This is a genomic window from Streptomyces sp. BHT-5-2, from assembly GCF_019774615.1.
Classification (GTDB): Bacteria; Actinomycetota; Actinomycetes; order Streptomycetales; family Streptomycetaceae; genus Streptomyces.
In genome coordinates this window covers 5,915,305-5,934,070 of record NZ_CP081496.1, presented here as the reverse complement: position 1 = coordinate 5,934,070, position 18,766 = coordinate 5,915,305, and the positions used below count along the sequence as shown (strand labels likewise).

At 74.2% G+C, this 18,766-nt stretch carries 18 protein-coding genes; 12 read left to right on the top strand and 6 right to left on the bottom strand.

What is annotated here, in order from left to right; translation table 11 throughout:
• Position 1 precedes the first annotated feature (1 nt).
• From K2224_RS26280 to K2224_RS26265, 4 genes are all read left to right on the top strand, one after another.
• Positions 2-1,216, top strand: coding sequence for an ArsA family ATPase (locus K2224_RS26280; protein ID WP_221908968.1), 1,215 nt, complete (start codon positions 2-4; stop codon positions 1,214-1,216).
• Positions 1,217-1,320: 104 nt separating this feature from the next.
• Positions 1,321-1,794 carry a DUF5304 domain-containing protein gene (locus K2224_RS26275; protein ID WP_221908967.1) on the top strand — a complete coding sequence of 158 codons (474 nt, stop codon included), beginning with the start codon at positions 1,321-1,323 and terminating at the stop codon, positions 1,792-1,794.
• A gap of 128 nt (positions 1,795-1,922) precedes the next feature.
• Entirely contained in the window at positions 1,923-2,864 is a 942-nt protein-coding gene (locus K2224_RS26270; protein ID WP_221908966.1) for an ROK family glucokinase, read from the top strand.
• A gap of 5 nt (positions 2,865-2,869) precedes the next feature.
• Positions 2,870-3,667 carry an endonuclease/exonuclease/phosphatase family protein gene (locus K2224_RS26265; RefSeq protein WP_221908965.1) on the top strand — a complete coding sequence of 266 codons (798 nt, stop codon included), beginning with the start codon at positions 2,870-2,872 and terminating at the stop codon, positions 3,665-3,667.
• Between the two features lie 18 nt (positions 3,668-3,685).
• On the opposite strand, the gene K2224_RS26260 is transcribed toward K2224_RS26265, so the two are convergent.
• Positions 3,686-4,231, bottom strand: coding sequence for a hypothetical protein (locus K2224_RS26260; protein ID WP_221908964.1), 546 nt, complete (start codon positions 4,229-4,231; stop codon positions 3,686-3,688).
• Positions 4,218-5,015, bottom strand: a complete 798-nt coding sequence (locus tag K2224_RS26255; RefSeq protein WP_221908963.1) for a carboxylesterase — start codon at positions 5,013-5,015, stop codon at positions 4,218-4,220. The genes K2224_RS26260 and K2224_RS26255 overlap by 14 nt, the downstream gene beginning before the upstream one ends.
• Before the next feature lie 236 nt (positions 5,016-5,251).
• Between K2224_RS26255 and K2224_RS26250 the strand changes: the two genes are divergently transcribed.
• From K2224_RS26250 to K2224_RS26230, 5 genes are all read left to right on the top strand, one after another.
• Positions 5,252-5,959 carry a 1-acyl-sn-glycerol-3-phosphate acyltransferase gene (locus tag K2224_RS26250; RefSeq protein ID WP_221908962.1) on the top strand — a complete coding sequence of 236 codons (708 nt, stop codon included), beginning with the start codon at positions 5,252-5,254 and terminating at the stop codon, positions 5,957-5,959.
• A gap of 93 nt (positions 5,960-6,052) precedes the next feature.
• Positions 6,053-7,363 carry a MacS family sensor histidine kinase gene (gene macS, locus K2224_RS26245; protein ID WP_398197885.1) on the top strand — a complete coding sequence of 437 codons (1,311 nt, stop codon included), beginning with the start codon at positions 6,053-6,055 and terminating at the stop codon, positions 7,361-7,363.
• Positions 7,356-8,027, top strand: coding sequence for a response regulator transcription factor (locus tag K2224_RS26240; RefSeq protein WP_221908961.1), 672 nt, complete (start codon positions 7,356-7,358; stop codon positions 8,025-8,027). The genes macS and K2224_RS26240 overlap by 8 nt, the downstream gene beginning before the upstream one ends.
• Positions 8,028-8,219: 192 nt before the next feature.
• Positions 8,220-9,248, top strand: a complete 1,029-nt coding sequence (locus K2224_RS26235; protein WP_221908960.1) for a 6-phosphofructokinase — start codon at positions 8,220-8,222, stop codon at positions 9,246-9,248.
• 136 nt (positions 9,249-9,384) lie between these two features.
• Complete coding sequence (locus tag K2224_RS26230; RefSeq protein ID WP_221908959.1) at positions 9,385-10,401, top strand: 2-hydroxyacid dehydrogenase; 1,017 nt, start codon at positions 9,385-9,387, stop codon at positions 10,399-10,401.
• On the opposite strand, the gene K2224_RS26225 is transcribed toward K2224_RS26230, so the two are convergent.
• The gene (locus K2224_RS26225; RefSeq protein ID WP_221908958.1) at positions 10,367-12,319 is read right to left on the bottom strand and encodes an anthranilate synthase family protein; all 1,953 of its coding nucleotides are present in this window, start codon (positions 12,317-12,319) and stop codon (positions 10,367-10,369) included. The two genes, K2224_RS26230 and K2224_RS26225, sit on opposite strands and share 35 nt — an antisense overlap.
• A 257-nt stretch (positions 12,320-12,576) precedes the next feature.
• Between K2224_RS26225 and K2224_RS26220 the strand changes: the two genes are divergently transcribed.
• Complete coding sequence (locus K2224_RS26220; RefSeq protein WP_221908957.1) at positions 12,577-13,926, top strand: class II 3-deoxy-7-phosphoheptulonate synthase; 1,350 nt, start codon at positions 12,577-12,579, stop codon at positions 13,924-13,926.
• Between the two features lie 155 nt (positions 13,927-14,081).
• A complete protein-coding gene (locus K2224_RS26215) occupies positions 14,082-14,417 on the top strand; it encodes a bacterioferritin-associated ferredoxin (protein WP_221908956.1) in 336 nt (111 codons plus the stop codon).
• Between the two features lie 40 nt (positions 14,418-14,457).
• On the opposite strand, the gene bfr is transcribed toward K2224_RS26215, so the two are convergent.
• Positions 14,458-14,934 (bottom strand): bacterioferritin, encoded by a 477-nt coding sequence (bfr, locus tag K2224_RS26210; protein ID WP_221908955.1) that lies wholly within the window; start codon positions 14,932-14,934, stop codon positions 14,458-14,460.
• Between the two features lie 155 nt (positions 14,935-15,089).
• Here bfr and K2224_RS26205 point away from each other — a divergent pair, with 155 nt between their 5' ends.
• Positions 15,090-15,710 (top strand): sulfite oxidase-like oxidoreductase, encoded by a 621-nt coding sequence (locus K2224_RS26205; protein ID WP_221908954.1) that lies wholly within the window; start codon positions 15,090-15,092, stop codon positions 15,708-15,710.
• 34 nt (positions 15,711-15,744) lie between these two features.
• Here K2224_RS26205 and K2224_RS26200 read toward each other — a convergent pair whose 3' ends face one another.
• Together K2224_RS26200 and pknB are read right to left on the bottom strand one after the other, a co-directional pair.
• The gene (locus tag K2224_RS26200) at positions 15,745-16,644 is read right to left on the bottom strand and encodes a deoxyribonuclease IV (protein WP_221908953.1); all 900 of its coding nucleotides are present in this window, start codon (positions 16,642-16,644) and stop codon (positions 15,745-15,747) included.
• A 55-nt stretch (positions 16,645-16,699) separates the two neighbouring features.
• Positions 16,700-18,679: a Stk1 family PASTA domain-containing Ser/Thr kinase gene (gene pknB / locus K2224_RS26195; protein ID WP_260693285.1), complete on the bottom strand. Its 1,980-nt coding sequence runs from the start codon at positions 18,677-18,679 to the stop codon at positions 16,700-16,702.
• Positions 18,680-18,766: the final 87 nt, after the last annotated feature.

Here is an 18,766-nt window from a genome sequence, read left to right as displayed (position 1 = left end):
CGTGCGGACCGTCCTCGTCACCGGCCCCGGCGGCGCGGGCCGCACCACGCTCGCCGCCGCGACCGCCCTGGCCGGTGCCCGGCACGGCGCGCGGACCCTCCTGCTCACCACCCAGAGCAGCGCCCCGGAGGCGGTCCTCGGCGTCCGCCCCGGCGTCGCCGAACCCGCGCCGATAGCGGCGGCCCCCGGCCTGCACGCCCACCGCATCGACCCCGCCGACCGCTTCCGCCAGGAGTTCCTCGCCTTCCAGGACCGCGCCGGCGCCGCCCTCGACCTGCTCGGCGCGGCCCCGCTCGACGAGGACGAACTCACCGAACTCCCCGGCTCCGAGTCCTTCGCGCTGCTGCACGCGCTGCGCGCCGCCCACGCCTCGGACGCCTGGGACCTCCTGGTCGTCGACATGCCGCCGGCCGCCGAAACGATCCGGCTGCTGGCCCTGCCCGCGCAGGTCCGCCGCTACCTCCGCCGCCTGCTGCCGCCCGAGCGCCAGGCCGCCCGCGCGCTGCGCCCGGTGCTCGCCCAGCTCGCCGGCGTCCCCATGCCGGCCCAGAAGCTGTACGAGGCCGCCGAGCGCTGGGAGCGCGAACTCGCCGCCGTCCAGCGGGTGGTGGACGCCCCCGGCACCACCGTCCGGCTGGTCACCGACGCCGGACCGGTCGCCACCGCCACCCTGCGCCCGCTCCGCGCCGGCCTGGCGCTGCACGGCCGGCGCACCGACGCCGTCCTCGTCAACCGCCTGCTGCCCACCGGCTCCGCGGACCCCTTCCTCGCCGGGCTCTCCGGCGGCCAGCAGGACGCCCTGAAGGCGCTGCGCGAGGAGTTCCCCGACGTCCCCGTCCACGAGGTGCCGCACCTCGGCCGCGACCCCCAGGGCATCGAGGAGCTCGGCGCCCTGCTCGACGGTGCCGCCGGCGCCCCGCCCCCCGCGGCGCCGCCGCCCGCGCCCGCCGACCCCTGGACCGTCGAGGACCGGCTGGCGTCCGACGGCATCCTCGTCTGGCGGGTGCCGCTGCCCGGCGCCCGGCGGGACGGCCTCGGCCTGGTGCGCCGCGGCGACGAGATCGTGGTGACCGTCGGCCGCTTCCGGCGGATCCGCACCCTGCCCTCCGCGCTGCGCCGCTGCACCGTCTCCGGCGCCGCCCTGCGCGACGGCACCCTGGAGATCCGCTTCACCCCCGACCCGGGGCTCTGGCCGCGGACCGCGCTGAGCGACTGATCCGGGCACCCCCGTTCGGGTAACGTCGTAAGACGTCATCGTCGTGCGTCCGCGCACGGCACCCGTACGGTCCGTACCGCCTGCAGGAGTCCACGGAGTCCGCCATGAGTGATGCCACCGAGCGCCCCGCCGACCGCCGCGCCGAGCCGGACGACGACGCCTGGAAGACGGCCTGCGCCGAGGACCTCGCCGCGGAACAGGCCCGCCGCCGGGCCGAGTACGGCCCCCAGCCGGGCACCGCGGCCGAGGAGCTGCGCCGGCTCGCCGAGGCGGTGACCGACAAGCTCGCCGCCATCCAACTGCCCGGCGCGCTCGGCGGGATCGCCGCCAGCGGCGCGGTGGGCGAGCTGCTGCGGCAGGCCAAGGCCGCCGTCGAGCCGGTCATCGAGCGCAACCCCGACGTCTTCGACCACCTCGCCGCGGCCGGCTCCGAACTGCTCGCCGCGTACCGCTCCGCGGTGACGGGCAGCGAGCGCCGCTGGACCCGCGAGCCCGGCCCGGCCGACCGCCCCGAGGACCCGGCCGCCGACCCGCGCGACGACGGCCCGGCCGGCACCGAGCGCATCGACCTCGACTGACGCCCGCCGCCCGCGGGCGGCGGAGGACCCCGCGGTCCCCCGCCCCGGCGGCCCTGACCGGCGAGGGAGCTCCCCCTGCCTCCGGTACGGTGGTTCTCGGCGGGGTTCGAGCGAAAACTGAGGGACACATGGGACTCACCATCGGCGTCGACATCGGCGGCACGAAGATCGCGGCCGGTGTGGTCGACGAAGAGGGTTCGATCCTTGAGACGTGCAAGGTACCGACCCCGCAGGCCACCGACGCGCTGACCGAGGCCATCGCGGACGCCGTCCGCACGGTGGGAGCCGGCCACCGCGTCGAGGCCGTCGGCATCGGCGCCGCCGGCTACGTCGACGAGAAGCGGGCCACGGTCCTCTTCGCGCCGAACATCGACTGGCGCCACGAGCCGCTCAAGGACAAGGTCGAGCAGCGCGTCGGCCTCCCCGTCGTCGTCGAGAACGACGCCAACGCCGCGGCCTGGGGCGAGTACCGCTTCGGCGCCGGCCAGGGCCACAGCGACGTCATCTGCATCACCCTCGGCACGGGCCTGGGCGGCGGCATCATCATCGGCAACAAGCTCCGCCGCGGCCGCTTCGGCGTCGCCGCCGAGTTCGGCCACATCCGGGTCGTCCCCGACGGCCTGCTCTGCGGCTGCGGCAGCCAGGGCTGCTGGGAGCAGTACGCCTCCGGCCGCGCCCTGCTGCGCTACGCCCGGCAGCGCGCCTTCGCCACACCGGAGCACGCCGCGGCGCTGCTGGCGCTCGGCGACGGCACCCCCGAGGGCATCGAGGGCCGGCACATCAGCGCCGCCGCCCGCCAGGGCGACCCGGTCGCCGTCGACTCCTTCCGCGAGCTGGCCCGCTGGGCCGGCGCCGGCCTCGCCGACCTGGCCTCGCTCTTCGACCCGTCGGCCTTCATCGTCGGCGGCGGCGTCTCGGACGAGGGCGAGCTGGTGCTCGACCCGATCCGCAAGTCCTTCCGGCGCTGGCTCGTCGGCAGCCAGTGGCGGCCGCACGCCCAGGTGCTCGCCGCCCAACTCGGCGGCAAGGCCGGGCTGGTCGGCGCCGCCGACCTGGCGCGCCAGGGCTGACGCGGATGGCGGCCGAGCGCTCCGGAGGGACCGCGTCCGACCCGGCGGGCTCCGCCGCCGGACTCCCGCCCTCCGCCACGGAGGCCGACGGCAGCGCGGTCGTCCGGGTGCTCAGCTACAACATCCGCTCGATGCGCGACGATCGGGCGGCGCTGGCCCGGGTCATCCGGGCCTGCGCCCCCGATCTCGTCCTCGTCCAGGAGGCGCCGCGCTTCTTCCGCTGGCGCAAGGCCGCCGAGCGCCTCGCCCGGGCGAGCGGCCTGACCTACGTCACCGGCGGTGCCACCACCGCGGGCCCGATGATCCTCGCCCGGCTCCGCGCCCACGTGGAGCGCACCGAGGACGTCCTGCTGCCCCGCACCCCCGGCCTGCACCAGCGGGGCCTGGCCACCGCCGTGCTGCGCTTCGCCGGGGCCCGGCTCGGGGTCGTCAGCTGCCACCTCAGCCTCGACGCCCGGGAGCGGTACGGCCAGGCAGGGCTGCTGCTGGAGCGGGTCGCCGGGCTGGGCGTGCCGCACGCGGTGGTCGGCGGCGACCTCAACGACCGGCCGGACGGCCGGAGTTTCCGGCGGATCGCCGGGGAGCTCAGGGACGGCTGGGCGGCCGAGCCGTGGGGCGGGGAGTTCACCTCCACCCCGCACGCGCCGCGGCAGCGGATCGACGCGCTGTTCACCACCGGCGGCGTCGAGGTGCTCGGCTGCGGTGTGCCGTACGGCCTGCCGGGCCTGCGGGCGGCCGATCTGCTGGCCGCCTCGGACCACCTGCCCGTGCTGGCGGCCCTGCGGGTGCCGGCCGGCGGCTGACCGGCCGGCCCGCGGTCCTCAGACGACCGCGCCGCCGCCCGGCATGTCCTCGTCGTCGTCCCGGTCGTTGCCCATCCGCGCGAAGAGGGTGGCCAGGCCGCCCAGGAAGCCGCCGATGCCCAGCACCGCGATCCACCAGGTGACCGGCTGCTGGAGGACGACCGTGCCGACCAGCAGCAGCGGGCCGCCCAGGGCTGCGATCCAGGCGAACTTGGTGGTGGTGTCGGCGCTCGGCAGCGGCGGTGGCTCGGGCGGGGTGAAGTGGCCCTCGTCGGTCTCGTCGAAGTCGTCGTCGTCGGAGGGCTTCTCGGGGGTCCAGTCGCGCGGTCCCACACCGGGGGCGTAGACCACGAAGCTGCCGGGGCGCGACGGCGGGCTGTCGGGCGGGCCGTCACCGGGGCGCGCCGCGGGGGAGTCCGGGGCGTCGCCGTCCGCCGGCGCGCGGTCCGGGCGCTCCCCGGATGCCGGGAAATCCGGCCGCTCGCCGTACCCCGCGACGATCTCGGCCCACGCGGCCTCCTCGTCCAGCGGGTCCCGGGGGTCGCGGGGGCTACGCTCCGCCACTGGCCGCCGTCCCCTCCTCGGCCGTCGCCGGCCGGGCCTCCGGGGCGAGCCGGGTGATGAAGTCGTGGGTGTCCTGGAAGATCCGTTCCGCGTCGTGGTCGAGCGTGGCGACGTGGTAGCTGCGCTCCAGCAGGACGTGCCGGACGTCGGTGGAGGAGACCCGGCCGAGGATGCGCTCGGAGTCGACGGGCGGGACGACGTGGTCCTGGCGGCTGGTCAGCACCAGCAACGGCTGGGTGACGCGCGGGAGTTCGGAGTCGACCAGCTGGAAGAAGCGCCGCAGCGAGTGCGCGGCGTGCAGCGGCACCCGGTCGTAACCGACCTCCGTCGCACCGGGCTTGGCGATGTCGCTGGCGATGCCCTTCGTCGAGCGGACGACGTGCCGCAGCACCGGCAGCAGCGGTGCCGCCGCGTCGTGGACCTTGTTGCCGGGGTTGACCAGGGCGACGCCGCTGAGGGTGTCGCCGTGCCGGGCGGCCAGCCGCAGGGCCAGCGCGCCGCCCATGGACAGTCCGCAGACGAAGACCCTGGTGCAGCGCTCGGCCAGTGCGCGCAGTTCGCGGTCGACCTCGGCGTACCAGTCCTGCCAGGTGGTGAGCTGCATGTCCTCCCAGCGCGTGCCGTGGCCGGGCAGCAGCGGGACGGTGACGCTCAGGCCCCGGTCGGCCAGGTACTCGGCCCAGGGGCGGACGGACTGCGGGGAGCCGGTGAAGCCGTGGCAGACGAGGACGCCGACGTCTCCGCCGTCGCGGCGGAACGGCTCGGCTCCGGGGAGGAGCGGCACCGGGGGACTCCGATCGGTGAGGGGGCTCGCGGGTTACCTCAGGGTACGCGGAGTGACCGCGGCGGGGGTAGGGCCGTGGTCCGACCAGGGGCGCGGATGCCGGCGGGGACCGCCCTGCGCACGGCCTCCGGCGGGCCCGTGCGCCGTCGCGTGGCCCGCCGCGGCCCCCGGCGCGCCGCGCGGGGGTTAAGGTCAGTGCGTCAGACACAGGAGGCAGTCGGTTGATCTACGGCGCAATGAAGTTTTCCATCGGCGGTCCGCTGAGGCTCGCGTTCCGTCCCTGGGTGGAAGGCATCGAGAACGTTCCCGCCGAGGGCCCGGCGATCCTCGCGAGCAACCATCTGTCCTTCTCGGACTCGTTCTTCCTGCCCGCGGTGCTCGACCGCAAGGTCACCTTCATCGCCAAGGCCGAGTACTTCACCTCCCCGGGCGTCAAGGGGAAGCTCACCGCCGCGTTCTTCAAGGGCGTGGGGCAGCTCCCGGTCGACCGCTCGGGCGCCCGCGGCGCCGGCGAGGCCGCGATCAAGAGCGGTATCGAGGTGCTGGAGCGCGGCGAGCTGTTCGGCATCTACCCGGAGGGCACCCGCTCCCCGGACGGCAGGCTCTACCGCGGCAAGCCGGGCGGTCTGGCGCGGGTGGCGCTGGCCACCGGGGCGCCGGTCATCCCCGTGGCGATGATCGACACCGAGAAGGTGCAGCCGCCCGGCAAGGTCCTGCCCAAGATGGTCCGGCCCGGCATCCGGATCGGCAGGCCGCTGGACTTCAGCCGCTACCAGGGCATGGAGGGCGACCGCTACATCCTGCGCTCGATCACCGACGAGGTGATGTACGAGATCATGAAGCTCTCGGGTCAGGAGTACGTCGACATCTACGCGACCGCGGCCAAGCGGCAGATCGCCGAGGCGGCCAAGGCCGCCGAGGCGCAGAAGAAGGCCGGGGCGTAGCACGGCGCGGGGCCGTTCGGGCCACCGCCGGGGAGACGGGACGGACGAGCCGAGACCGGGGCGGGGCGGCCCCGGTGAGGGGTGGGGGCCGGCATGACGGATGCCGACAGGGACGACATACCGACCACGGCCGACGACGCCGGGGGCGACCGCGGCGCGCGGCCGGGCGGGCGCCCGAAGGCGCTGCGGATGTCCGTCGAGCTGCCGCTGTGGCGGGCGCTCACCGGCTACCGCATCCTGACCCTGGTCTACGTCCTGGGCCTGTTCGCGGTCGCCTACCCGCGCTACGCGCACCCGCTGGGCGGCGCCGCGTACATGGCCGCGCTCACCCTCTGGACGGCGCTGACCTGGCGCCGGACGACGTCCGCCGAGCGCTGCACCCGGCAGTTCCTCCTCGCCGACCTCGGCTTCGCGGTCGGCGGCATCCTGCTGACGTCGCTGATCGACACCCAGGCCCGCATCATGGGCGGCGGCCCGACGCTGCCGTCGATCTGGACGGCGGGGGCGGTGCTGGGCTTCGCCATCAAGGGCGGCTGGCGGTGGGCCGCGGTGGCTTCCAGCATCGTGGCGGCGGCCAACCTCGTCGAGCGCCAGGTGCTGGCCCGGGACACCGTCCACAACGTGGTGCTGGTGTGGGTGGCCAGCGTCGCCATCGGCTATGTCGTCGAGGTGGCGCGGGCCAGTGAGCGCACGCTGGCCCGCGCCCTCCAGATCGAGGCCGCCACCCGCGAGCGGGAGCGGCTGGCCCGCGACATCCACGACAGCGTGCTACAGGTGCTCGCCATGGTGCAGCGGCGCGGTGCCGCGCTCGGCGGCGAGGCGGCCGAGCTGGGCCGGATGGCCGGTGAGCAGGAGGTGGCGCTGCGCACCCTGGTCGCCGGTGGCCTGGTGCCCCGGCAGCGGACGGCGGCCGATCCCGCGGCGGAGGCCGCGGCCCCGGACCTTCCGGCGGTCCCCGGCCCGCCACCGGGCGGCCCCTGCGACCTGATGGCGCTGCTGGCTCCGCACGCCGGGGCCGGGGTGGCGCTCTCCGGCCCGGGCACCCCGGTGGGGCTGCCGGCCGTGGCCGCGGGTGAGCTGGCCGCCGCTGTCGGTGCCGCGTTGGACAATGTCCGGGTGCACGTGGGGGCCGACGCCCGCGCGTGGATCCTGGTGGAGGACGAACCGGACGCGGTGCTGGTGACGGTGCGCGACGAGGGCCCCGGCATCCCCGAGGGGCGGCTCGCCGCGGCCGAGCGCGAGGGCCGCCTGGGGGTGGCCCTGTCGATCCGCGGCCGGCTGCGGGAGCTGGGCGGCAGCGCCGAGTGGATCTCGGTCCCCGGCCAGGGCACGGAAGTGGAGCTGAAGGTTCCCAAGGGCCGTGCGCCCGAGGGCGGACGACGGGGGAGAGACGGACATGAGTGACGGGACGCGCCTGCGGGTCATGGTGGTCGACGACCACCCGATGTGGCGGGACGCGGTCGCCCGGGATCTGGCGGAGGCCGGGTTCGACGTGGTCGCGACGGCCGGGGACGGGCTCCAGGCGGTGCGCCGGGCCCAGGCCGCGGCGCCCGACGTGCTGGTCCTGGACCTCAATCTGCCGGGCCTGCCCGGCGTCCGGGTGTGCAAGGAGCTGGTCGGCGGCGATCCGTCGCTGCGGGTGCTGGTGCTCTCCGCCAGCGGCGAGCACGCCGACGTCCTGGAGGCGGTGAAGTCCGGTGCCACCGGCTATCTGCTGAAGTCCGCCAGCACCGAGGAACTGCTCGACGCGGTCCGCCGCACCGCCGCCGGCGACCCGGTCTTCACCCCGGGACTGGCCGGCCTGGTCCTCGGCGAGTACCGCCGGCTGGCGACGGAGCCGTCCCCCGCGACCGCCGACGACCCGGGTGCCCCCCGGCTGACGGAGCGGGAGACGGAGGTGCTGCGCCTGGTCGCCAAGGGGCTCTCGTACAAGCAGATCGCCGAGCGGCTGGTCATCTCGCACCGCACCGTGCAGAACCACGTCCAGAACACCCTCGGCAAGCTCCAGTTGCACAACCGCGTCGAGCTGGTGCGGTACGCGATAGAGCGCGGCCTCGACGGCGTCTGAGGCTCCGGACGTCCCCCGCCGGGGCCGCGGCCGTCCGCTCGTAAGGGTGAACGCCGGGCCCCAACTCCCGTGCAACGGAAGGGAATCCGGCGTCCGCACCATCCCGGAGTGAGCCAGGTCACCATTAGCGTGACCGGCGTTGACGCTCACGGACGGCCGTTACGCGGCCACGGACGGGATGAAGGTGAAGCGATGCGGGTCGGAGTACTGACCGGCGGTGGCGACTGCCCGGGTCTGAACGCGGTGATCAGGGGCATCGTCCGCAAGGGCACCCAGGAGTACGGATACGAGTTCGTCGGCTTCCGGGACGGCTGGCGCGGCCCCCTGGAGGGCAACACCGTCCGGCTGGACATCCCGGCGGTGCGCGGCATCCTGCCCCGCGGCGGCACCATCCTGGGGTCGTCGCGGACCAACCCCTTCAAGGAGGAGGACGGGGTCCGCCGGATCCGGGAGACGCTCGCCAAGCAGGAGGTCGAGGCGCTGATCGCGATCGGCGGCGAGGACACCCTCGGCGTCGCCTCCCGGCTCTTCACGGAGCACGGCATCCCCTGCGTCGGCGTGCCCAAGACCATCGACAACGACCTGTCGGCCACGGACTACACCTTCGGCTTCGACACCGCGGTCGGGGTCGCCACCGAGGCCATCGACCGGCTGCACACCACCGCCGAGTCCCACATGCGGGTGCTGGTCGTGGAGGTGATGGGCCGGCACGCCGGCTGGATCGCGCTGCACTCCGGCCTGGCCGGTGGCGCCAACGTCATCCTCATCCCGGAGCAGCGCTTCGACGTCGACGAGGTCTGCCGCTGGATCGAGTCCCGCTTCAAGGCCAGCTACGCGCCGATCGTGGTGGTCGCCGAGGGTGCCATGCCCAAGGACGGCGAGATGGTGCTCAAGGACGGCAGCACCGACTCCTTCGGGCACGTCCGGCTCTCCGGCGTCGGCGAGTGGCTGGCCAAGGAGATCGAGGGGCGCACCGGCAAGGAGGCCCGGACCACCGTCCTCGGCCACACCCAGCGCGGCGGCACCCCGAGCGCCTTCGACCGCTGGCTGGCCACCCGCTTCGGGCTGCACGCCATCGACGCGGTGCGGGAGGCCGACTACGGCACGATGGTCGCGCTGCGCGGCACCGACATCGTCCGGGTGCCGCTGGCGGAGGCGACCGCCAAGCTGAAGACCGTCGACCCGGCGCTCTACGCAGAGGTCGGCGTCTTCTTCGGCTGACGCCGGGCCCCGGCGTGAGCGGTGCCGTCCGCTTCCCGGGCGGCACCGCTCGGCGCGGGGCCGTATATTCGCCATGACGCGACACGTCCGGCATATACGGCCCATTGCTTCCGCGGGGGAGAACGGGGAGAAGACCGTGGAGATCGTCGCCTTCGGTGTGCAGACGGACGAGCGGAAGCTCCTGGAGCGGGCGTTCGCGGGCCGCCACCAGGTCCGCTGCCTGGACGTCTTCCTCAACCGCGACACCGCCCCCATCGCGCACGGCTACGAGATCGTCTCCACCTCCGCCAACGACGACCTGAGCGCCGAGGTGCTGCAGACCCTCGCCGCCGGCGGCAGCAAGATGGTCGCCCAGCGCTCCACCGGCTTCAACAACATCGACCTGGAGGCCGCGGCCGATCTCGCCCTGACCGTCGGCCGGGTCTCCGCCTACTCGCCGTACGCGGTCGCCGAGTTCGCCTGGCTGCTGGCGCTGGCGGTGAACCGGCGGCTGGTCCCGGCCGCCAACCGCACCCGCAACTTCGACTTCCGGCTGGACGGCCTGATGGGCCGCGACCTGCACGGCCGCACGGCCGGGGTGCTCGGCACCGGCCGGATCGGCACCGCCTTCGCCCGGATCGCCCACGGCTTCGGGATGCGGCTGCTGGGCTGGGACCTCGTCGAGAACCCGGAGTGCCGGGCGCTCGGCATGGCCTACGTCCCCCGGGAGCGGCTGTTCGCCGAGGCGGACCTGGTCACCCTGCACGTCCCGCTGACCGACGACACCCGGCACCTGGTCGACGCCGCCGCGCTGGCCGCCATGAAGGACGACGCGATCCTGGTCAACTCCAGCCGCGGCGGGCTGATCGACACCGCGGCCCTGGTCGAGACGCTCAAGGCCCGCCGGCTCACCGGCGTCGGCCTGGACGTCTACGAGGAGGAGGCCGGGCTGTTCTTCCGGGACAGGTCCCTGGACGTCATCGGCGACGACGTCCTGGCCCGGCTGATGACCTTCGCGAACGTGCTGGTCACCTCGCACCAGGCGTACTTCACCGAGGAGGCGGTCGGCCGGATCATCGAGACCACCGTGGCCAACGTGGAGGACCATCTGGCCGGCCGCACCAGCGAGAACCTCCTGGTCACACGAGGACAGCTGCCAGCAGCCGCGCGGTGACCGCGGCGCCGTCCAGGGTCAGCACCGACTCGGGGTGGAACTGCACCCCGGCGAAGCCCGGGCCGCGCAGCGCGTGCACCTCGCCGGTGGTCTCGTCCCGGCTCACCTCCACGCGGTGCATGGCGAGTTCGGCCGCGGTCCGGTCGTCGCAGCGGGCCGTGAAGGTGTTGTAGAAGCCCACCGTCTCGGTCCGCCCGAAGAAGTCGATCCGCTCCTGGGCGCCCTGGAACGGGACCTCCTTGCGGACGATCTCCAACCCCAGCTCCACGGCGAGCAGTTCGTGGCCGAGGCACACGCCCAGGATGCCTTGGTGGTGGGACGCGACCAGGTCGGCGGTGAGGGACCGCAGGAAGCGCATCTTGGGGTCGGCGGTGTCGGTCGGGTCGCCGGGCCCCGGGCCCAGCACCACCGGTCCCTCGTGCGCGAGGGCGGCCGCGCGCAGGCCCGGCTCGTCGTAGCGGCGGACCGTCACCGTCAGCCCCGAGGTGCGCAGCAGATGCGCCAGCATCGCGGTGAAGGTGTCCTCGGCGTCGACCACCAGGGCGTGGCCGTGCAGCCCGGCGACCGGGGCGGTGGTCTGCATCCGGAGCCAGAAGGGGGCCAGGTCGGCGCGGCGGGCGTCCAACGCGGCCCGCACCCGGGGGTCGTCGGCCAGCCGCGGCGCCGGCCCGGCCGCGGGCCGTACGGGCGCCGGCCGGACCCCCAGCGCGGTGAGCACCCCGGCCGCCTTGGCGTGCGTCTCGGCCACCTCGCCGGCCGGGTCGGAGGCGCGCACCAGGGTGGCGCCGACCGGCACCCGCAGCCGCCCTTCGGCGCCGATGTCCGCGGTGCGGATCAGGATCGGGGAGTCCAGCGTCTGCGTCCCGCTCGCGTCCCGGCCGATCAGCGCCAGCGCGCCCGCGTAGTAGCCGCGGCCGCGCCCGTCCGGGCCGACCGGCTCGTGCCGCTCGATGACCCGGCAGGCGTTCTGCACCGGCGACCCGGTGACCGTCGCCGCGAACATCGTCTCCTTGAGGACCTCCCGCACGTCCAGGGTGGAGCGGCCGCGCAGCTCGTACTCGGTGTGCGCGAGGTGCGCCATCTCCTTGAGCCGGGGCCCGACCACCACCCCGCCCTGGTCGCCGACGGTGCACATCATCTTCAGTTCCTCGTCGACCACCATCGACAGTTCCTCGACCTCCTTGCGGTCGCCGAGGAACGCCAGCAGGTCCTCCGCGGTGGGCCCCTCGGCCGGGTAGCGGTAGGTCCCGCTGATCGGGTTCATCACCACGGTGCCGCCGGCCATCCGGACGTGCACCTCGGGGCTCGCGCCGACCAGCGTGCGCACCCCCGGCTGGTGCACCACGAACGTCCAGTACGCGCCGCGCTCGCCGGCCAGCAGCCGCCGGAACAGCGCCAGCGCGTCGGCCGCCGAGAAGCCGGGGACCTCCCCCTCGAAGGTCCGGCGGACGACGAAGTTGGCGCCCTCGCCGGTGCCGATCTCCTCCCGCACCACCCGCTCGACGATCTCCGCGTAGGCCGCGTCGTCGACGTCGAAGGCCCCGCCGTCCACCCGCACGGCGTGCGCCGGGAGCGCGGCCAGCAGCGCGTCCAGCGGCAGCTCGTGGCGCTCGGCGGGGCGCAGCACGGCCAGCGGGGTGCCGTCGTCGTGCGCCCGGAAGCCGCGCTCGCGGATCTGCCGGAACGGGACCAGGGCCAGCGCGTCGGTGACCGGCCCGGTCGGCACCCCTTCGCCGAGCGGGATGTCGGCCAGCCGCTCGACCTCGGTGACCTCGCCGATCAGCACCTCGACGAGGGTGCCGTCCCGGCCCGGGGCGCGGCGGCGGAGCAGGGCGAACGGCGGGCAGGCGGGGTCCAGCAGCCGCTGGACCAGTGCGGCGGCGTCGGGCCGGGGCTGGGGGTGGGGGTGGGGGTGCATGGCGGTTCCTTCCGGGAGTGCTTCCGATATGGAGGGAACGGCCGCGGGAACACCGAAGGCCGCCCCTCGGGCGGCCTTCGCGGTCTGTGGGATGCGTACGCGAATCAGTGGGCCGCCGGCTGGGCGGTCCACCACCAGTTCAGGTGCGTGCTCGGTCGCGTCTGCATGGCGGGCACCCTACCGGATCACCGGCGCCGCGGCGTCTCACAGTCCGGATGGCGGACGGACACCCCGTCCGGACCCCGTAATGTGGGGGTGTGACCGTGAACGCTGAAACCCACGCCGGTGGCAACACCTGGCGAGACCTGCCCGCGGCGCAGCAGCCCGACTGGCCGGACCAAGAGGCTCTGCGCGATGTGATCGCCGAGCTCGAGTCCTATCCGCCGCTGGTCTTCGCCGGCGAGTGCGACCAGCTGCGCGAGCGCCTGGGCGCGGTCGCCCGAGGCGAGGCGTTCCTGCTGCAGGGCGGCGACTGCGCGGAGGCGTTCGACGCCGTCTCCGCCGAGCACATCCGCAACAAGCTCAAGACGCTCCTCCAGATGGGCGCCGTGCTGACGTACGCCGGGTCCGTCCCGGTGGTCAAGGTCGGCCGGATCGCCGGCCAGTACAGCAAGCCGCGCTCCAAGCCGACCGAGACCCGCGACGGGGTGACCCTGCCGACGTACCGCGGCGACTCCGTCAACGGCTTCGAGTTCACCGAGGCGGCCCGCATCCCGGACCCGAAGCGGCTCCAGCGGATGTACCACGCCTCCGCGGCGACGCTGAACCTCGTCCGTGCCTTCACCACCGGCGGCTACGCCGACCTGCGCCAGGTGCACGCCTGGAACCAGGACTTCGTGAAGTCCTCGCCCTCCGGCCAGCGTTACGAGGCGCTGGCCCGCGAGATCGACCGGGCGATGAACTTCATGAACGCCTGCGGGGTGGACCCGGAGGAGTTCCGGACCGTCGAGTTCTACTCCTCGCACGAGGCGCTGATCCTGGACTACGAGTCGGCGCTGACCCGTGTCGACTCCCGCACCGGGAACCTCTACGACGTCTCGGGCCACATGGTCTGGATCGGCGAGCGCACCCGCCAACTGGACGGCGCGCACATCGAGTTCGCCTCCCGGATCCGCAATCCGATCGGGGTGAAGCTCGGCCCGACGTCGACCCCGGAGGACGCGCTCACCCTCATCGACCGGCTCGACCCGCACCGCGAGCCCGGCCGGCTCACCTTCATCACGCGGATGGGCGCGGACAAGATCCGCGACAAGCTCCCCCACCTCGTGGAGAAGGTCACCGCCTCCGGCGCCCAGGTCGTGTGGATCTGCGACCCGATGCACGGCAACACCTTCGAGGCGGCCTCGGGCCACAAGACCCGCCGCTTCGACGACGTGCTCGACGAGGTCAAGGGCTTCTTCGAGGTCCACAAGAGCCTCGGCACGCACCCGGGCGGCATCCACGTCGAGCTGACCGGTGACGACGTCACCGAGTGCGTGGGCGGCGGCGACGAGATCTTCGTCGACGACCTGCACCAGCGCTACGAGACCGCCTGCGACCCGCGGCTGAACCGCAGCCAGTCGCTGGACCTGGCCTTCCTGGTGGCGGAGATGTACCGCGACCAGTAGCGGGCGGCTTACGACGGGTGGGGCGCGGATCCTGTGATCCGCGCCCCACTGCGTTGCCCCCCGTTGTCCCGCACCCGCCGCCGCAGGTAAGGTAAGGGTTACCTCACTGACGATCACCGGGATCGGGTGGGGCGCCCTTACGGAGGTGAACCCGCGTGTACGTCTGCTCCTGCTTCGGCATCACCGAGAAGCAGGTCCGCGAGCACGCGGACCGGGGCGCCTGCACGCCCCGGCAGGTCGCCTCCGCCTGCAAGGCCGGCACGGACTGCGGCAACTGCGTACGCCGCATCCAGGCGCTGCTGGGCCGGGGTGCGTGCCCCCGCCGCGAGCTGATCGACAGCGGCGCCCCCGACGCGCTGCGGCCGGAGTCCGGGCCGTCGGGCCCGGTGCTCGACGAGTCCGCCGTGCCGGGCGTGCCGTCGGTGCCCGCCGTGCCGCCGGCCGCGGAGGCGGCCGCACCGGCGCCCGTGGGCCTCCGGGCGGCCGCGTGACGCCCTGGGGCGTCCCGCCGCGGTGCGTCATGCCGGGCCGTCAGCTCGGCTGCTCGATCACCTGGGCGAGGTAGAGCGCCTCCCCGAGCTTCTCGACCAGCTCCAGCTGGGTGTCGAGGTAGTCGATGTGGTGCTCCTCGTCGGCGAGGATGTCCTCGAAGATGTTGGCCGACGTGATGTCCCCCTTGGCCCGCATGACCTCGATGCCGCGCTTGAGCCGGTCGATCGCCTCCACCTCGACCTGCCGGTCGGCCTGGAACATCTCGGTGACGGTCTGGCCGATCCGGACGTGGAACAGCCGCTGGTAGTTCGGCAGCGCTTCGAGGAAGAGGATGCGGTCGGTCAGTGTCTCCGCGTGCTTCATCTCGTCGAAGGACTCGGCGCGGGTGTACTTGGCGAGCTTGTACCAGCCGAAGTTCTCCTGCATCTTCGCGTGCAGGAAGTACTGGTTGATCGCGGTCAGCTCGGCGGTCAGCTGCTCGTTGAGGAAATCGATGACCTCGGGGTCGCCCTGCATGGCTGCGGGCCCCTTTCACGCGAGTTCTGGGCAAGTGCCGCGCATCCTCGCACCGCGTCGAGCGAGCCGTCCAGTAAGTTCACACTTAGCACGAGTTGCCCGATTCCGTACCACCCTGGTCATCGGCACCCTCCGGGGTCTGACACCATGGGGGCATGGGTCAGCCGGAACGTCGCGACGAGGAGCCTGTGCTGCCTCCGGGACAGCGGCTGCAGCGCGGCTGGCCGGTGACGCACTACGGGCCGGTCCCGAAGTTCCGCCCCGAGCGCTGGGAGTTCCGGGTCTTCGGCGCCACCGCCGACGGGGCCAAGCACTGCTGGACGCACGAGGAGTTCACGGCGCTGCCGTACACCACCGTCGTCGCCGACATGCACTGCGTCACCAAGTTCAGCATGCTGGGCGCCGAGTGGGGCGGGGTGCTGACCCGCACCATCCTGGAGCTGGCGCCGCCCGCGCCCGAGGCCACCCACGTGATGGTGTGGGCCGAGTACGGCTTCAGCTCCAACCTCCGGATCGGCGACTTCGGCGCCGAGAACTGCCTCTTCGCCACCCACCGCTCCGGCGAACTGCTCACCGCCGAGCACGGCTTCCCGGTCCGGCTGATCGTGCCGCACCTCTACGCCTGGAAGGGCCCCAAGTGGGTGCGCGGCGTCGAGTACATGACGGCCGACCGCCGCGGCTTCTGGGAGGAGCGCGGCTACCACAACCTCGGCGACCCCTGGCGCGAGCAGCGCTACACCTACCAGGAGGAGCCGGGCGAGGGCCCGGAGATCTGAAACCCCCGGGCGGCCCCGCCCGGGCCCCGCCCGCTCAGGCCGTCCGCAGCTCCTTCAGCCGCGCCACGTCCGCGGCGTGGCCCTCCTCGCCGCCCGGGGTCTCGATCACCAGCGGGACGCCGCTGGTCGCGGGGTGGGCGAACAACTCGGCGAACGGTTCCGCGCCGATGTGGCCGGCGCCGATGTTCGCGTGCCGGTCCTTGTGCGCGCCGACCACGTCCTTGGAGTCGTTGGCGTGGATCAGCTTCAGCCGGCCCTCGCCGGTGACCTCCACCAGCTCGTCCAGCAGTGCCTTCGTCCCGCCCGGCGCCGCCATGTCGTGCCCGGCGGCGAAGGCATGGCAGGTGTCCAGGCACACCCCGAGCCGCGGGTGACGGTCCAGCGCCTCGAAGTACGGACCCAGGTCCTCCGCCAGCGCGCACAGCGAGGCGCCCTGGCCGGCCGTGGGCTCCAGCAGCAGCCACGGGTCGTCGTCGTGCGTCAGCTCGTCCAGCAGCGGCCGCACCTGCTCCCTGACCTGCGCCAGCGCCGTCTCCCGGGGCCGTCCGCCGGTCGCCGAGCCGGTGTGCACCACCACCCCGAGCGCGCCGATCTCCCGGCCCCGGCGCAGCGAGTGGCGCAGCGACGCCACGGACTTCTCGACCGTCGCCGCGGTGTGCGAACCGAAGTTGATCAGATAGGGCGCGTGCACATAGGCCGGGATGCCCTCCTCGGCGCACGCCGCGCGGAACGCCGCGTCCTGCTCGGGGCTGCCGGGCGGCGTCGCCCAGCCTCGCGGATTGGCGACGAAGACCTGGACGGCCTCGCAGCCGATCTGCCGGGCGTACGACAGGCCCACCTTGGCCAGGCCGCCGGCCACCGGCACATGGCCGCCGACCGGATTGCGTGCGCGGGCGCGCTGCGCGGCGCCCTCGGGGGACAGGGGAGTACTCACCCTCCCAGGGTGCCAGGTGCCCCGCGACCGTCGCGGGGCACCCGGGACGGCATGCCTAGAACGCGCCCTTGAGCCGGATCGTGATCGTGCTGCCCTTGGGGGCCTGGCCGCCGGCCGCGACCGACTGGGAGGCGACGCTGTCCTGCGGGAACAGGAACGGCTTGTCCACCGTCACCGCGAAGCCGAGGTCGGTCAGCGCCTTGGTGGCGTCCGCGGTGTTCTTGCCGCCGACGTCCGGCACGGTGACCATCTCCGGGCCCTTGGACAGCGTCAGGGTGACCGTGTCGCCCTTGCCCAGGGTGCCGCCCGCGCCGGGCGACTGGCGGGCCACCGCGTCCTTGTCCTGCGGCGCGAAGACCGGCTGGTCGGCGAAGCGCACCTGGAAACCGGCCCGGCGCAGTGCCGACGCGGCGTCCTCCCGCGCCTTGCCGACCACGTCCGGCACGTCGACCGGCGCGCCCCGGCTGACGGTCAGCGCCACCGCGGTGTCCGGCCGCCGGCTGCTGCCCGCGGCCGGGTCCGTACGGATCACCGACCCCTTGGCGACCTCGTCGCTGAACGTCCTGGTCTCGGTGCCCGGCACCAGGCCCAGGTCGCGCAGCTTGCGCCGGGCGTCGGCGAGCGGGGTGCCGGCCAGGTCGGGGACGGCGACCCGGTCCGGGCCGCGGGAGACGACCACGGTGACCGTGCCGTTGCCACGGATCCGTTCGCCCGTCCCCGGCTTGGTGGCCATCACATGGCCGCGCCGGACGTTGGCGCTGAAGCCGCGCTCCACCTTCACGCCCAGCCCCTCGTCGCGCAGTGTCTGCTGCGCCTTGGCCTGCGTCATGTCCAGCACCGCCGGGACCTGGGTGAACTGGCCGACGTTGACGTACCAGACGCCGGTGCCGATGCCGAGGACCAGCAGCACGGCCGCCACGACGGTGGTGATCCGCCGCTGCCGGAGCCGCCGTTCGGCCGGTGTCGCGCCGGGGTCGGGGCGGACCGGCCGCAGCCGGGTGGTCCGGCCGTCGGCGGGCACCGGGTCGGCCGGCGGCATCTCCAGTCGGCTGGTGCGGTCCAGCGGCGCCCCGCCCTCGGCCGGCAGCGGGAGCTGCACACCGGCCGGGCGCGGAATCACGTCCGTCCGCTCCTCGTCCGCGGCCGCCGCCTGTCTGGCCTGCGGCGGGACGACGTCCAGCTGCGCTTCGGTGAGCGGCGCGCGGGCCGAGCGGGCCCGGGCCAGCAGCGCCACCGCGTCCTGCGGGCGGGCCTCCGGGGCGCGGGCGGTGGCCGCCGCGACCAGCTCGTCCAGCTCCGGGGCCAGCCCCGGCACCAGCTCGGAGGGCGGGGTGATGTCGTCGTGCAGATGGCTGTAGAGGATCTGCGCGGCGGAGCCGCCGGTGTGCGGCTTGCCGCCGGTGAGCATCTCGTAGAGCACCACGCCGCAGGCGTAGACGTCGACCCGGGCGTCCGCGGTGCCGTGCTCCATCTGCTCGGGGGCGAGGTAGGAGACCGTGCCCAGGACCGAGCCGGTGGAGGCGGTGGTGTGCGTGTCCACCGCGCGCACCAGGCCGAAGTCGGCGACCTTGACCCGGCCGTCGTCGCCGATCAGGACGTTCTCCGGCTTCATGTCGCGGTGCACCAGACCGGCGCGGTGCGCGGCACCCAGCGCGGCCAGGATCGGCTCCAGGATGTCCAGCGCGGCCCGCGGCCGCAGGGCGCCGCGCTCGCGCAGCACGTCGCGCAGGGTGCAGCCGGCGACGTACTCCATCGCCAGATAGACGTAGGTGCCGTCCGTGCCCTGGTCGAAGACGCCGACCACATTGGGGTGCGAGAGGCGGGCGACGGACTTGGCCTCACGGATGAAGCGGTCGACGAACGCCTCGTCCACGGCCAGGCCGGGGTGCATCACCTTCAGCGCGAGCACACGGTCCAGCCGGGTGTCCACGGCCCGGTAGACGGTGGCCATGCCCCCGGCGGCGATGCGCCCCTCGACGCGATAGCGGCCGTCGAGCAGTTGGCCCACGAGCGGGTCCTGCAGCGTCGTATCCACGGCAGACGAGTCTACGAGCCCCTACCGACACGCCGGACGTCCCGGCCACTCTCCCGGGCGACCGCAGCGGAACCGTGACAAGGGAGG

What these genes read in the sequence shown, in the direction of transcription:
- K2224_RS26275 (WP_221908967.1), top strand. Translation starts at nt 1,321, where the DNA reads ATGAGTGATGCCACCGAGCGCCCCGCCGACCGCCGCGCCGAGCCGGAC.
- K2224_RS26270 (WP_221908966.1), top strand. Translation starts at nt 1,923, where the DNA reads ATGGGACTCACCATCGGCGTCGACATCGGCGGCACGAAGATCGCGGCC.
- K2224_RS26265 (WP_221908965.1), top strand. Translation starts at nt 2,870, where the DNA reads ATGGCGGCCGAGCGCTCCGGAGGGACCGCGTCCGACCCGGCGGGCTCC.
- K2224_RS26250 (WP_221908962.1), top strand. Translation starts at nt 5,252, where the DNA reads ATGAAGTTTTCCATCGGCGGTCCGCTGAGGCTCGCGTTCCGTCCCTGG.
- macS (WP_398197885.1), top strand. Translation starts at nt 6,053, where the DNA reads ATGACGGATGCCGACAGGGACGACATACCGACCACGGCCGACGACGCC.
- K2224_RS26240 (WP_221908961.1), top strand. Translation starts at nt 7,356, where the DNA reads ATGAGTGACGGGACGCGCCTGCGGGTCATGGTGGTCGACGACCACCCG.
- K2224_RS26235 (WP_221908960.1), top strand. Translation starts at nt 8,220, where the DNA reads ATGCGGGTCGGAGTACTGACCGGCGGTGGCGACTGCCCGGGTCTGAAC.
- K2224_RS26225 (WP_221908958.1), bottom strand. Translation starts at nt 12,319, where the DNA reads ATGCACCCCCACCCCCACCCCCAGCCCCGGCCCGACGCCGCCGCACTG.
- bfr (WP_221908955.1), bottom strand. Translation starts at nt 14,934, where the DNA reads ATGCAGGGCGACCCCGAGGTCATCGATTTCCTCAACGAGCAGCTGACC.
- K2224_RS26205 (WP_221908954.1), top strand. Translation starts at nt 15,090, where the DNA reads ATGGGTCAGCCGGAACGTCGCGACGAGGAGCCTGTGCTGCCTCCGGGA.